Annotated in this window: 14 protein-coding genes; all 14 read left to right on the forward strand. The window is 53.4% G+C overall.

Annotated features, from left to right (window positions below):
- Positions 1 to 60: 60 nt before the first annotated feature.
- The 14 genes from topA to L971_RS08240 all read left to right on the forward strand — a co-directional run bounded on the left by topA (position 61) and on the right by L971_RS08240 (position 13,698).
- On the forward strand, positions 61 to 2,157 hold the full coding sequence (topA, locus tag L971_RS08175) for a type I DNA topoisomerase (protein WP_024370092.1): 2,097 nt from the start codon (positions 61 to 63) through the stop codon (positions 2,155 to 2,157).
- Positions 2,109 to 3,467 carry an FADH(2)-oxidizing methylenetetrahydrofolate--tRNA-(uracil(54)-C(5))-methyltransferase TrmFO gene (trmFO, locus tag L971_RS08180; RefSeq protein WP_052200335.1) on the forward strand — a complete coding sequence of 453 codons (1,359 nt, stop codon included), beginning with the start codon at positions 2,109 to 2,111 and terminating at the stop codon, positions 3,465 to 3,467. Before topA ends, trmFO begins: the two co-directional genes overlap by 49 nt.
- Positions 3,468 to 3,653: 186 nt before the next feature.
- The gene (locus tag L971_RS08185) at positions 3,654 to 4,535 is read left to right on the forward strand and encodes a tyrosine recombinase XerC (protein WP_047375346.1); all 882 of its coding nucleotides are present in this window, start codon (positions 3,654 to 3,656) and stop codon (positions 4,533 to 4,535) included.
- A gap of 11 nt (positions 4,536 to 4,546) precedes the next feature.
- Positions 4,547 to 5,095, forward strand: a complete 549-nt coding sequence (gene hslV, locus L971_RS08190; RefSeq protein WP_024370095.1) for an ATP-dependent protease subunit HslV — start codon at positions 4,547 to 4,549, stop codon at positions 5,093 to 5,095.
- A complete protein-coding gene (gene hslU, locus L971_RS08195; protein WP_047375347.1) occupies positions 5,092 to 6,462 on the forward strand; it encodes an ATP-dependent protease ATPase subunit HslU in 1,371 nt (456 codons plus the stop codon). Before hslV ends, hslU begins: the two co-directional genes overlap by 4 nt.
- Positions 6,463 to 6,499: 37 nt before the next feature.
- Positions 6,500 to 7,279, forward strand: coding sequence for a GTP-sensing pleiotropic transcriptional regulator CodY (gene codY / locus L971_RS08200; protein ID WP_024370097.1), 780 nt, complete (start codon positions 6,500 to 6,502; stop codon positions 7,277 to 7,279).
- Positions 7,280 to 7,551: 272 nt separating this feature from the next.
- The gene (flgB, locus tag L971_RS08205) at positions 7,552 to 7,920 is read left to right on the forward strand and encodes a flagellar basal body rod protein FlgB (protein ID WP_024370098.1); all 369 of its coding nucleotides are present in this window, start codon (positions 7,552 to 7,554) and stop codon (positions 7,918 to 7,920) included.
- 2 nt (positions 7,921 to 7,922) lie between these two features.
- Complete coding sequence (gene flgC / locus L971_RS08210; RefSeq protein WP_024370099.1) at positions 7,923 to 8,354, forward strand: flagellar basal body rod protein FlgC; 432 nt, start codon at positions 7,923 to 7,925, stop codon at positions 8,352 to 8,354.
- A 13-nt stretch (positions 8,355 to 8,367) separates the two neighbouring features.
- On the forward strand, positions 8,368 to 8,652 hold the full coding sequence (fliE, locus tag L971_RS08215; RefSeq protein ID WP_047375349.1) for a flagellar hook-basal body complex protein FliE: 285 nt from the start codon (positions 8,368 to 8,370) through the stop codon (positions 8,650 to 8,652).
- 21 nt (positions 8,653 to 8,673) lie between these two features.
- Positions 8,674 to 10,242: a flagellar basal-body MS-ring/collar protein FliF gene (fliF, locus tag L971_RS08220; RefSeq protein WP_024370101.1), complete on the forward strand. Its 1,569-nt coding sequence runs from the start codon at positions 8,674 to 8,676 to the stop codon at positions 10,240 to 10,242.
- A gap of 5 nt (positions 10,243 to 10,247) precedes the next feature.
- Positions 10,248 to 11,255, forward strand: coding sequence for a flagellar motor switch protein FliG (gene fliG, locus L971_RS08225; protein WP_029335396.1), 1,008 nt, complete (start codon positions 10,248 to 10,250; stop codon positions 11,253 to 11,255).
- Entirely contained in the window at positions 11,239 to 11,961 is a 723-nt protein-coding gene (locus tag L971_RS08230; protein ID WP_029335392.1) for a FliH/SctL family protein, read from the forward strand. Before fliG ends, L971_RS08230 begins: the two co-directional genes overlap by 17 nt.
- Entirely contained in the window at positions 11,948 to 13,267 is a 1,320-nt protein-coding gene (gene fliI, locus L971_RS08235) for a flagellar protein export ATPase FliI (RefSeq protein WP_024370104.1), read from the forward strand. The genes L971_RS08230 and fliI overlap by 14 nt, the downstream gene beginning before the upstream one ends.
- The gene (locus L971_RS08240; protein ID WP_024370105.1) at positions 13,264 to 13,698 is read left to right on the forward strand and encodes a flagellar FliJ family protein; all 435 of its coding nucleotides are present in this window, start codon (positions 13,264 to 13,266) and stop codon (positions 13,696 to 13,698) included. The genes fliI and L971_RS08240 overlap by 4 nt, the downstream gene beginning before the upstream one ends.
- The last annotated feature ends 1 nt before the right edge of the window (position 13,699 follow it).

Consider the following 13,699-nt stretch of genomic DNA (forward strand, 5'->3'; position numbering starts at 1 on the left):
CATCGAGAACATGAATATTATGGTAGGGATTTAAATGACCTCTAAAAGGGGAGCAGATGTATGGCAAAATATTTGGTGATCGTTGAATCACCTGCGAAAGCAAAGACAATTAAACGTTATTTAGGATCGAATTACACGGTCAAGGCCTCGATGGGTCACGTCATCGATTTACCGAAGAGTCAACTCGGTGTCGACGTCGAGCATGACTTCGAACCGAAGTATATTACGATCCGTGGAAAAGGGCCGGTCTTGAAAGAATTGAAGACGGCCGCTAAAAAAGCGACGAAAATATTCCTCGCGGCTGACCCGGATCGCGAAGGGGAAGCGATCGCATGGCATTTGGCACGTGCGCTCGGAGTCGATGAGACGACTGAATGTCGTGTCGTCTTCAACGAGATCACGAAAGATGCCATCAAGGAATCGTTCAAACACCCACGAAAAATCAATCACGATCTCGTCGACGCCCAACAGGCCCGACGCATTTTGGACCGCCTCGTCGGATACGGGATGAGTCCATTGTTATGGAAGAAAGTGAAAAAAGGACTATCGGCCGGACGTGTCCAGTCGGTAGCCGTCAAAATGATCATCGACCGCGAACGCGAAATCAACGCCTTCGACCCGGAAGAGTATTGGACGATCAAACTCACCCTCAACCATGACGGTGAGACGTTCGAGACGTCTTTCTACGGGAAAGACGGGAAGAAGATGGAGCTGAAGACAGAGGCGGACGCTGATAAAGTGCTCGAGACGATCGGCGAATCGTTCAAAGTCGTCGATGTCACGAAAAAAGAACGGAAACGGAATCCATCGTTACCGTTCACGACGAGTTCACTTCAACAAGATGCGGCACGTAAGCTCAACTTCCGGGCCAAGAAGACGATGATGCTCGCCCAGCAACTGTATGAGGGGATCGACCTCGGCAAGAAAGAAGGAACGGTCGGTTTGATCACATACATGCGTACCGACTCGACCCGAATCTCTGATTTGGCGAAAGCGGAAGCGAAGTCGTACATCGAATCGACGTTCGGCGAAGAGTATGTCGCATCGCAGAAACAAAAAGAGAAGAAGGCAACGAACGCTCAAGACGCCCACGAAGCGATTCGCCCGACGTCCGCTTTGCGTGACCCGGCGACGATGAAGCCGTACTTGTCACGTGACCAGCTCCGGTTATACAAACTCATCTGGGAGCGCCTCGTCGCGAGCCAGATGGCGCCGGCCGTACTGGACACGGTGAAAATCGATGTTGAATCGAACGGCATGATTTTCCGTGCCAACGGATCGACCGTCAAGTTCCCAGGTTTCATGAAAGTGTATATCGAGTCGAAAGATGAAGATATCGAGGACACGAACCCCGAGAAAGAAGGGTTGCTCCCACCGCTTGAAGTAGATGATACGGTCGCGTTCGATACGATCGAGCCGAAACAACACTTCACGCAACCACCACCGCGCTATACGGAAGCACGTCTCGTCCGGGCGATGGAAGAGCTCGGCATCGGTCGTCCGTCGACGTACGCACCGACGCTCGATACGATTCAAAAGCGCGGCTACGTCGTGCTAGAAGAGAAGAAGTTCGTCCCGACCGAGCTCGGAGAACTCGTCATCGAGATGATCAACGAGTATTTCAATGATTTCATCACTGTCCAATTCACGGCTGACATGGAGACGCTCCTCGATTCGATCGAGAATGAGGAAGTCGAATGGACCGATGTCGTGGCACCGATCTATCGCAGTTTCGAGAAGCGATTGAAGCGTGCAGAGGCGGAAATCGAGAAAATCGAAGTGAAAGACGAGCCGGCTGGAATTGACTGTGAGATTTGTGGATCACCGATGGTCATCAAGATGGGACGTTACGGCAAGTTCATGGCATGTTCTGGTTTCCCGAACTGTACGAATACGAAGCCTGTCCAAGTCGAAATCGGTGTCCCTTGTCCGAGTTGCGAAGACGGCCAAGTCGTCGAGCGACGTAGCAAGAAAGGTCGCCTGTTCTATGGCTGCTCGAACTATCCGGACTGCGAGTTTGTCTCGTGGGATAAACCGGTTGCGAAACCTTGTCCAGAATGCGGCAAGATGATGGTCGAGAAGAAGATCAAGGACGGCGTCAAATATCAATGTACGAACTGTACCCACACCGAGGTACATCAGCAAGAGGAGGATTAAGATTGTCACAACGTGTAACTGTCATCGGGGCCGGCCTTGCCGGTTCCGAGGCGGCTTGGCAACTCGCGAAGCGCGGGATTCAAGTCGACTTATATGAAATGAGACCGGTGCGTCAAACACCGGCCCACCATACCGACCAATTCGCAGAGCTCGTCTGCTCGAACTCGCTTCGGGCGAACGGCCTGCAAAATGCAGTCGGCGTATTGAAAGAAGAGATGCGCACGCTCGACTCGCTCATCTTGAAAGCGGCAGATACGGCAAGCGTCCCTGCTGGCGGTGCTCTCGCCGTCGACCGCCATGACTTTGCCGGGTTCGTCACGGACACGTTGAAGAACCACCCGAACGTGACCGTGCATAACGAAGAGATTCAAGCAATCCCGGACGGCATCGTCATCGTGGCGACCGGGCCGCTCACGTCGCCGGACTTATCGGCGTCGCTCAAAGCGTTCACCGGGGAAGACTACTTGTACTTCTACGATGCGGCCGCGCCGATTCTTGACGGCGAGACGATCGACCGGGAGAAAGTCTACTTGAAATCACGGTATGACAAAGGGGAAGCGGCTTATCTGAACTGTCCGATGACAGAAGAAGAGTTCGACGTCTTCTATGAGGAACTCGTCAAAGCCGAAGTCGTTCCGCTCAAAGAGTTCGAGAAAGAGATTTACTTCGAAGGGTGTATGCCGTTCGAGGTGATCGCACAACGCGGCAAGAAGACGCTTCTGTTCGGACCGATGAAACCGGTCGGGCTCGAAGACCCGAAAACGGGCAAACGTCCGCACGCGGTCGTCCAGCTCCGTCAGGACAACTCGGCAGGTACGCTCTTCAACTTGGTCGGTTTCCAGACACACTTGAAGTGGGGCGAACAAAAGCGCATCATCCAGCTCATCCCTGGTCTTGAGAACGCTGAGATCGTCCGCTACGGTGTCATGCACCGGAACACGTTCATTAACTCGCCGAACTTGTTGAAGCCGACGTATCAGGCGCGCACGCGTGATACGCTCTTCTTCGCAGGACAAATGACAGGCGTCGAAGGCTACGTGGAATCGGCCGCTTCAGGTCTCCTCGCCGGGATCAACGCAGCGAAACTGATTCAAGGGGAAGAACTCGTCGTTCTCCCGCGTGAGACGATGCTCGGATCGATGGCGCATTACATCACGACAACGGACGGTAAGCATTTCCAACCGATGAACGCCAACTTCGGTCTCGTGCCTTCCCTCGAAGATGCGCCGAAGAAAATGAAGAAACAAGAACGTTACGAGAAGTATGCGAATCGTGCCCTTGAAACGATTCAACAGTTTAAAGAGATTTAAGGGGAAGGAGCCATTTTTTGGCTCTTTTTTTTTGAATTTAAATTTCAATTGTGTAATTTGTACAACACTTTGAAAATTTTCAGATTATTGAAGGGGTTTCTATTGTCACCTCCGATTCTGTATGCTATGCTAATTTCGATTTGACGGGAACATGCGTTTTTAAGCCGAAATTGAGGGGGCGAGAGGATGGGATTCGTTGAGGATCAACAATCATTTTTACGCTATTGCCAAGTCGAACGACGACTGTCGCCTCACACGAAACGCTCTTACGAGCAGACGCTCGACCAGTACGCCGCATATTGCCAAGCGACACATCTCGAACCGTATGATGTGGAGTCGGCGCGGCGTTATTTATATGCGCTTTATGAGGCCGAGGCCGCGGCATCGACTGTGTCGCAAAAAGTGTCTTGCCTGAAACAGTTCGGGAAGTTCGTCGCACGTGAGAACGGGGGCGAGCCGCTGTTTCATGGCTTGACGTCACCGAAACGCCGCAAGACGATCCCGACTTTTGCCGTGCCGAGTGAGGTCGAACAATTGCTCATCGTGGCAGCAGAGGAGAACGACCCGTTTCTTCAGGCACGGGACGTCGCCATCATTGAGATGTTGTACGGCACCGGCATCCGTGTCGCCGAGCTGTGCGGGATGGACGTTTCGTCGTACGATGCCTCGCTCTCTTTCGTTCACGTTGTCGGAAAAGGGAAGAAAGAGCGCTACGTTCCGATCGGTCAGTACGCCAAGGAGGCGCTCGACCGCTACTTGCAAGTACGGGAAGCGCACGTCGAGGCACATGAAACGGCTTTATTTCTCAGTCAAAAAGGGAATCGAGTGACAACAGACCAAATTCGTTATGTGATGAAGCGGCTTAGAAAACGCGGCGGTCTTCAGAAGCCGTTGACGCCGCACTCGCTCCGTCACAGTTTCGCGACCGACATGCTCGAGCGTGGTGCGGACCTGCGTGCCGTACAAGAACTGCTCGGCCATGAGTCGTTGTCGACGACAGGCAGATATACCCACGTGTCGACTGAACGGTTGCGGGCGGTCTATCAAGCTACACATCCGAGAAAGTAGGGGGTCATACTATGTTCCATGCAACAACGATTTTCGCTGTCCGTCACGAAGGCAAAGGCGCGATGAGCGGCGACGGGCAAGTCACGCTCGGTAACGCCGTCATCATGAAGAACAAGGCAAAGAAAGTACGCCGGCTCTATGGCGGGAAAGTTGTGGCCGGATTTGCCGGAAGCGTCGCTGATGCGTTCACCCTGTTCGAGAAGTTCGAATCGAAGCTAGAGATGTATAATGGGAATCTCCCTCGAGCGGCTGTCGAACTTGCGAAAGAGTGGCGCGGTGACAAGATGCTTCGTCAACTCGAGGCGTTGCTCATCGTCATGGACGACGAACATCTATTGCTCGTCTCCGGAAACGGTGAGGTCATCGAACCGGATGATGGGATTCTTGCGATCGGTTCGGGAGGGAACTACGCCCTCGCGGCCGGCCGGGCGCTCGTCCGCCACTCACCGGAGAAATCGGCCGAGGAGATTGCTCGGGCCGCCCTCGAGATTGCCGGCGAGTTGTGCGTCTATACGAACGACCAAGTCATCGTAGAAACGATCGGAGGCGATTCTAAATGAAACGTGAATTGACACCACGCCAAATCGTGTCGGAGCTAGACCGGTTCGTCATCGGACAAAAAGATGCGAAGCGGGCAGTCGCGATCGCGCTTCGCAACCGCTATCGCCGTCAAAAGTTGAGTGCGGACCTGCGCGATGAAGTCACGCCGAAAAACATCTTAATGATCGGACCGACCGGCGTCGGGAAGACCGAGATTGCTCGTCGGCTAGCCAAACTAGTCGGAGCACCATTCATTAAAGTCGAGGCGACGAAGTTCACCGAGGTCGGTTACGTCGGCCGTGACGTCGAATCGATGGTGCGTGACCTCGTCGAGGCATCCGTGCGTCTCGTCAAAGAAGACAAGAAGGAAGGCGTGAAAGACGAGGCGGAGGCCGCTGCGACAGAACGTATTCTTGATGCGCTACAAGGAAAGGCGAAAGCCGAACCGACCACGGCCAACCCGTTTGAGGCGTTGTTCGGCGGGCAAGCCCAAAAGCCGCAAGAACCATCGACAGAGCATGCGTCTGACCGCTCACAGCTACGCCGTTTACTCGAGATCGGCGAGTTGGAAGATCGTTTGATCGAGGTCAACCTCGAAGAGAAGCAGACCGTCGATTTGTTCCAAGGTCAAGGGATGGAAGGATTGTCGAACCTGCAAGACATGCTCGGCCAAATCGTCCCGAAAAAACGGAAAAAACGAAAGCTTCCTGTCCGGGAGGCCAGACCGCTCATCGTCGCTGAAGAGGCGGAGAACTTACTCGACATGAATGAAGTTCACGACGAGGCCGTGCAGCGCAGTGAACAGATGGGGATCATTTTCGTCGATGAGATCGATAAGATTGCCACGAAGTCACAAGATCACGCTGGCGTCTCCCGTGAAGGGGTGCAACGTGACATCTTGCCGATCGTCGAAGGTTCGACGGTCGTCACGAAATACGGACCGGTCAAGACGGACCATGTCCTCTTCATCGCAGCCGGAGCGTTCCATATGGCGAAACCGTCCGATCTGATTCCAGAACTTCAAGGACGTTTCCCGATTCGTGTCGAGTTGAGCAGCCTGACCGAAGAGGATTTCGTGAAGATTTTGACGGAACCGTCACAGGCGCTCATCAAACAGTACACAGCTTTGCTCGAGTCTGAAGAAATTGGTGTCGAGTTCACGCATGAGGCGATTGAAGAGATTGCGAAGATTGCCACGCACGTCAACCGGGAGACCGATGACATCGGCGCACGTCGCTTGTATACGATCATGGAGCGCGTGCTTGAGGACTTGTCGTTCGAGGCGGCCGATATGCCGCAGACGAGCGTTCAAATCACACCAGCCTATGTCAAAGAGAAAGTCGGCTCGATCGCGGAAGATCGAGACCTTAGCCAATATATACTATAAGATTCTGTATGCACATACAGGGAGGAAAATTAGAATTATGAACTTACTAGATAAAACACGACAATTGAACACGATGCTTCAACAAGAGGCGAGCGCACACGTTGACTTTAAAGAAATGGCCGACAAGATGCGTGAAGTGCTCGAAGCGAACACGTTCATCGTCAGCCGCCGCGGCCGTCTGCTCGGCTTCGCGATCAAACAACAAATCGAGAACGAGCGGATGAAGGCGTTTCTCGTCGACCGTCAGTTCCCAGAACCGTACGCGTCGAACTTGTTTAACGTGAAAGAGACGACGGAAAACATCGACATCGACAGCGAGTATACAGCTTTTCCGGTTGAGAACCGCGAACTGTTTCTCGAGTCGAAAACGACAATCGTCCCGATTATCGGTGGCGGTGAACGTCTCGGCACACTCGTCCTCGGTCGTTTGAACAACGAGTTCACCCAAGACGACCTCGTGCTCGCAGAATACAGCGCGACGGTCGTAGGGATGGAAATTCTTCGTGAGAAGGCAGCAGAAGCTGAGGCGTCAGCTCGGAAGAAAGCGGTTGTGCAAATGGCAATCAACTCCCTCTCGTATTCGGAGCTTGAGGCGATCGAGCATATTTTCGAAGAGCTCGGTGGTAACGAAGGACTGTTAGTCGCTTCCAAAATTGCCGATAGAGTGGGAATTACTCGTTCGGTCATCGTCAACGCACTTCGTAAACTCGAGAGTGCCGGCGTCATTGAATCACGTTCGCTTGGAATGAAAGGAACGTATATTAAGATATTGAATGATAATTTCTTGTTCGAATTACAGAAGCTGAAATCGAATTGAAATAGTCTAATTCTTTCTATAAAAGCGTGATAACGCTTAGTTAGACTGAGCATTAGGTATATAAACCCGTTCTTTCTGAGGAAAGAACGGGTTTTTTAGTGCAAAAGTAATTATTTTCAGAATATGTCGTAAATTCGACAAAAAGAGGGAACAGCATTTACCTGTTTTAATAAAAATATCTTTCAGAACTGTTACAGATTTGTTTCAATGTAATAGTAGAATTTCCAAATAAGGTATATACATGCATCTTTATGAGAAAGTGAGTGAGCCGCATGAACTGGATTGGCACCGACTATCAATTGATGAAGCAAGCAATCAACCATTCGGTCATGAACCAAAAAGTAATCAGTCATAATTTGTCGAATATTGATACCCCGAACTTCCGGGCGAAGCAAGCCGTCTTCGAACAGACGTTGTCGAACGAGATGCGCCTGAAACTTGCCGGCGGGCGTCCGAGTGAACGGGCGGGCACACAAGTCGTGGATCGTGCCGGTGGCGCGATGCGAAGTGACGGGAACAACGTTGACCTCGATTTCGAGATGAGCGAGTTGGCCCGCAATCAGTTGCAATATGAGGCGATGATGGAGCAGCTCAACCGTCGGCTCGGCGGATTGAAGACTGTGATCCGAGGAGGTCGTTAACGATGGGCATGTTCGATAGTTTTCATATATCGGCGACGGCATTGACGTCACAGCGACTACGTATGGACACCGTGTCGGCAAACATTGCCAACGCCCAGACGACGCGCGGTAAGCTCGTCGATGGGGAGTGGCAACCGTATACGCGTAAGATGACGGTGTTGCAGGAAGCGCCGTTCCAGAAACAACTGGCGGGCGCCGTGAAGGGCGGGGTGCAAGTCGCACGCATCGTCGAGGACGAAGCCCCGTACAAGTTGTCTTACGACCCGAGCCATCCCGACGCGGACGAACGAGGGTACGTGCAATTGCCGAACGTGGATTTACTAAAAGAGATGGTCGACTTGATGGGCGCCACTCGTTCGTATGAGGCGAATATCGCCGCAATGAACGCGACGAAAGCGATGCTCGTCAAAGCGATGGAAATTGGTAAAGGATAAGGAGTGACAACATATGCAGATTAATCCGGTTTCAATGATTGGGGCGCAACCGACCACGCTTCCGAGTGTGAAGGATACCCCATCTCAGTTTGGATCATACTTGAACGAAGCGATGCGGTCGCTGAACGACGTGCAACAAGCGACGAGCGCGGCTCGGGCTGACTTGGCCGTCGGTAAGGCCGACCTTCACCAAGTGATGATTCAAAGCGAAGAGTCGTCGATTGCGATGCAACTCGCGATAGAGGTGCGGAACAAAGCTGTCGAAGCTTATCAAGAAATGATGCGAATGCAAGTTTAATGTAGAGGATGACGAGTTGCGATGAATGAAAAGTTAAAAGAACGATTCAGTTCACTGACCGGTTCGATCAAGGAGATGCCTGCGAACCGAAAAATCTTTTGGGGCATCGTCATCGCCGGCGTACTTCTCGTCGCGGTGATCCTCACCATGTTACTCGCTCGACCGAATATGGCGCCGCTATACACCAACTTGTCAGCGCAAGAAGCCGGAGAAGTGACGGAAAAACTGACGGCCGACGGGGTGAAGTCGGAAATCAAGGCGACGTCGAACGGTGTGAGCGTCTATGTGCCGAGTGAACGAGTCGACCAGTTGAAAGTAAACTTGGCGGCAGCCGGCATCCCAAAATCGGGCGCCATCGATTACAGCTTCTTCAGTGACAACGCCGGATTTGGAACGACCGACCGGGAAATGGCCGTGATCGAACGGAGTGCGATGCAAACCGAGCTCGAACGATTGATCACGCAAATCGAAGGCATCAACCAAGCGAAAGTCATCATTTCTTTGCCGGAAAAATCGGTGTTCTTGGCTGAAGACCAAGGGGAGCCGACGGCGTCGATCGTCTTAAACCTCGGGGCCGGCATGAATTTAGAGCCAGCGACGATCAAAGGGTTGTACCACTTGATCAGCAAGAGCGTGCCGAACTTGAAACCGGAGAACATCTCGGTCATGGACCAATACTTCACGTATTACGATTTGGACCAATCGACAATGGCCGGTGGCGGTTCGTCTGACCCGCTCGCCTTGAAACGTCAAGTCGAGAAAGATGTCCGTCAACAAATCCAACAGATGTTGTCCGTCCTGCTCGGGGAACGAAGTGTCCTCGTCTCGGTGACGGCGGACATCGACACGACCCAGACGGCAGAAGAGCAAAATCTTGTCACACCGGTCAACGAAGACAACATGGAAGGAATCGTCACGTCCGCCGAACGGATCGCTGAAGCGTACACGGGCGGTACCGGGACGACGACTGCGGCGGGAACGGCTGAGAACGATACCGTCAACTTCCCGGCTGCGACCGGGAACGGGACCGAAGAGAGCGAGAAGAACCATGAGATCATCAACTATGAAGTGAACCGCATCACGAAACAAATTCAAAATGCACCGTATACGATTCGCGACCTTGGCGTCCAGCTCATCGTCGAACCACCGAACGGTGCGACGACGATCGACCCGCAGCTTGAAGGCGACCTTGAAACGATGATGTACTCGATCATCCGGACGTCGCTCGCGAAGACGGGCGAGGCGCTCACCGAGGCCGAACTCGAACAAAAAGTCGTCGTCGTCTCACGGCCATTCGCCGAGACGCAAGAGGCGGCTGCTGTCGAGCAACCGACTCAATGGTGGATGTATGCGGCTGCGGCCGGTGCCGTCCTGTTGCTCGCGCTCGTGTTCTTCGCACTCCGGAAACGGAAAGAAGAACCGCTCAGCGAGACGAACGAATGGGAAGTACCGTATGAGGACGAAGTACCGGACCTCGATCTCGAAGAGCGGGGCGAAGGCGCCGTCAAGAAGAAACAGTTGGAGAAATTGGCGGAGAGCAACCCAGAGGAATTTGCCAAGCTTCTTCGCACTTGGATGTCTGAGGAGTGAGTACCGTGAACTATGCAAAACAATCGAACCGAGAAAAAGCGGCGATGCTCATGATCTCGCTCGGACCGGAAGTGGCGTCGAGCGTCTACAAGCATTTGTCCGAAGAAGAGATGGAGCAGTTGACGCTTCAAATCTCGGCATTGAAGAAAGTGTCTTCTGAACAAAAAGAAGCGATCATGGGAGAGTTTCATGAACTCGCCATGGCGCAGAGCTACATTACGCAAGGGGGCATCGGGTTCGCGAAAACGGTGCTCGAAAAAGCGGTCGGCGAAGAGAAGGCGATGGCACTCATCCATCGTCTCACGTCGACGCTTCAAGTCAGACCGTTCGAGTTCGCGCGTAAAGCCGATCCGAAACAGCTTTTGAACTTCATCCAGAACGAGCATCCTCAGACGATTGCTTTGATTTTGGCGCATCTCGAGCCGGTCAAATCTGGTCAAATCTTGTCCGAACTACCGCCCGAGATTCAATCGGAAGTCGCCAAGCGGATCGCCACGATGGACCGTCTCAATCCGGACGTCATCCATGAAGTCGAACAGATCCTTGAGAAGAACTTGTCGCAAACCGACATGCAGGATTATGCGCAGTCTGGAGGCATCGAAGCTGTGGTCGAAGTGCTCAACGGCGTCGACCGCACGACAGAACGAACGATACTCGACGCGCTCGAGATCGAAGACCCGGAACTGGCCGAAGAAATCAAGAAGCGGATGTTCGTCTTCGAAGACATCGTCACGCTCGACTCGCGGGCGATTCAACGAATCATTCGCGAAGTCGCAAACGACGATTTACTGCTCGCCCTCAAAGTGTCGTCCGAAGAAGTCAAACAAGTCATCTTCAAAAACATGTCACAACGCATGGTCGATACGTTCAAAGAAGATATGGAATTCATGGGGCCTGTCCGGTTGCGTGACGTCGAAGAGGCGCAAAGCCGAATCGTCGGCATCATCCGTCGCCTAGAAGACGTCGGAGAAATCGTGATCAGCCGCGGCGGAGGAGATGACATCGTTGTCTAGTGTGATCAAACGAGGGCGTGCGACCTCGCTCCGACCGCAACGGATCGACTCGAAGCCGTTATTTGAGACGGTCGACGTATTACCCGAAGTCGATCACGAGTCAGAGATCGCAGACCGCTATGAAAAACTCAAGCAAGAAGAAGCCGCAGCCAACGAACGCTTACACGCCTCACAAGAAGCGTTAGAGCGTCTGAAGGACGACACGCTTGCGGCTGCGTACGAAGAAGGTCGTGCTGCCGGTTTCGCGCAAGGCCAGACGGAAGGGAAGGCAGAGTTCGAAGAATTGACGACACGGTTGAACACCGTGCTCGTCGAACTCGAACGACTATACGACGACAAGTGGCGTTCAGCCGAACAGCACCTCGTCGCCCTCGCCGTCGAAGTCGGCGCCAAGTTGACGACCGACCTCGTGCGTAAAGAAGAGACGTTATTCGCTGATATGATTCGCCAACAACTGCTCCGAGAATTAGATGCCGAGTCGTTGACGGTTTATGTCCATCCGACTCGTCTCGCCTCGATTCAACGGTTCGAGTCGACGTGGCGGTCTGAACAGACGCCACTGCTGAAATATCGTGCGGACGCGAGCTTGTCAGAGACGAGTGTCCGCATCGAGACGCCGCAACACGGCACTGAACTCGATTTGTCGTACAGCTTGGAACGGATCCGCTCTAACATCGAGGAGGTCTTGGCCGATGGCGCTTATTGAACGCGTCGCCGCAACGTTGGCGCGCTCACCGGAAGACGAGTACGTGCGTAAAGTCGGCCGTGTTTGCCGAGTCGTCGGACTTATGATCGAATCGAACGGACCGAGTGCCTTTGTCGGTGAAAGATGTCTGATCGAATTACCGGCCGGACAGTCCGTCGAGGCCGAAGTCGTCGGGTTCAACGAAGAGCGAGTGCTCCTCATGCCGTACGGGGAGACGACACAGATCGCTCCGGGCTGCATCGTCAAAGGGACCGGTCGTATGCTCCAAGTTCCGGTCGGCTTTGAACTGATCGGTCAAGTGTTAGACGGGCTCGGTCGTCCGCTCTCGGGTGAAGCTCCGGCTACCGTGAAACGTTATGACGTGTTGCGCAAGCCGCCGAACCCGCTCGAACGGCCGCGCATTTTGGACAGTCTATCGACCGGTGTCCGTATTATCGACGGTCTGTTGACTGTCGGCAAAGGGCAGCGGGTCGGACTGTTCGCTGGTTCCGGGGTCGGGAAATCGACGTTGCTCGGGATGATCGCCAAACGGTCTTCGGCTGATATTAACGTCATCGCCTTAATTGGGGAGCGTGGCCGGGAAGTGAAGGAATTCATTGAAAACGAACTTGGACCGGAAGGGATGGCCCGTTCAATCGTTATCGTGGCGACGAGCGATCAGCCCCCGCTTGTCCGGTTGAAAGGCGCCTACACGGCGACAGCGATCGCCGAGTACTTCAGAGACGAAGGGAAAGAAGTCGTGTTGATGATGGACTCGGTGACCCGCTTCGCTATGGCGCAACGAGAGATCGGCCTGGCGACCGGTGAGCCACCGACATCGAAAGGGTACACGCCGTCAGTCTTCGCGATGTTGCCGCAACTGCTTGAACGGAGCGGCACGGCCGTGGCGGGCTCGATCACTGCGTTCTACACGGTGCTCGTCGATGGGGACGATATGAACGAACCGATTGCCGATGCGGTACGGGGGATCCTCGACGGTCACTTCGTCATGGACCGAGCACTTGCCAACCGTGGCCAGTTCCCGGCCATCCATGTCTTGAAGTCGATCAGTCGGGTCATGAACCAGATCGCCTCACCCGCGCATCGGGAGAGCGCGATAACATTTCGGAGCTGGCTCGCCACGTATTTGGACGCCGAGGACTTGATCAACATCGGAGCGTACAAAAAAGGGACGAACCCGGCCATCGATACGGCCATTGATCAATATCCGCGACTGCTCACATTTTTAAAGCAGTCGATTGAAGAAGAGGCATCGTTCGAGCAGACGCTCGATCGTCTCGCCCAAATCGCAAGAGGTGAATCATGAACAGGTTATTACTAGAACGCATCATGCCGATCGCCGAACACGCGAAAGAAGAGACGGCGACCGAAGTGAGAGGGCTTAAGGCGCGCCTTGAGGGCGACATGGAGGAGCTGTATCGTCTCGTCGTGACATACGAGACGCTCATGAAGAGTCAAGACGAACAGGAAGGTGTCATCGATTTGCTCATGTCTCAATATCGTGAGAAAGCACGCGAACAATTGAAACGACAAATCGAGACACAACAACTCGTCGTCCAACAGTCACGTAATCGATATCACTTGGCTCAAGAGCGACTGCTCGGGAAAGTCGTCGAGGAGAAGAAGTACGTGACGCTCCATGAAAAAGCGAGCCAGCACGAAGTGGCTGTTTCAAAATTGACGGAGCAACACTTTATTGATGAACTGGCAGTCATTCATCACGGGAAAGGGAAGTAAG

Origin of the sequence: Exiguobacterium sp. ZOR0005 (assembly GCF_000798975.1) — a bacterium.
Lineage (GTDB): Bacteria > Bacillota > Bacilli > Exiguobacteriales > Exiguobacteriaceae > Exiguobacterium > Exiguobacterium aurantiacum.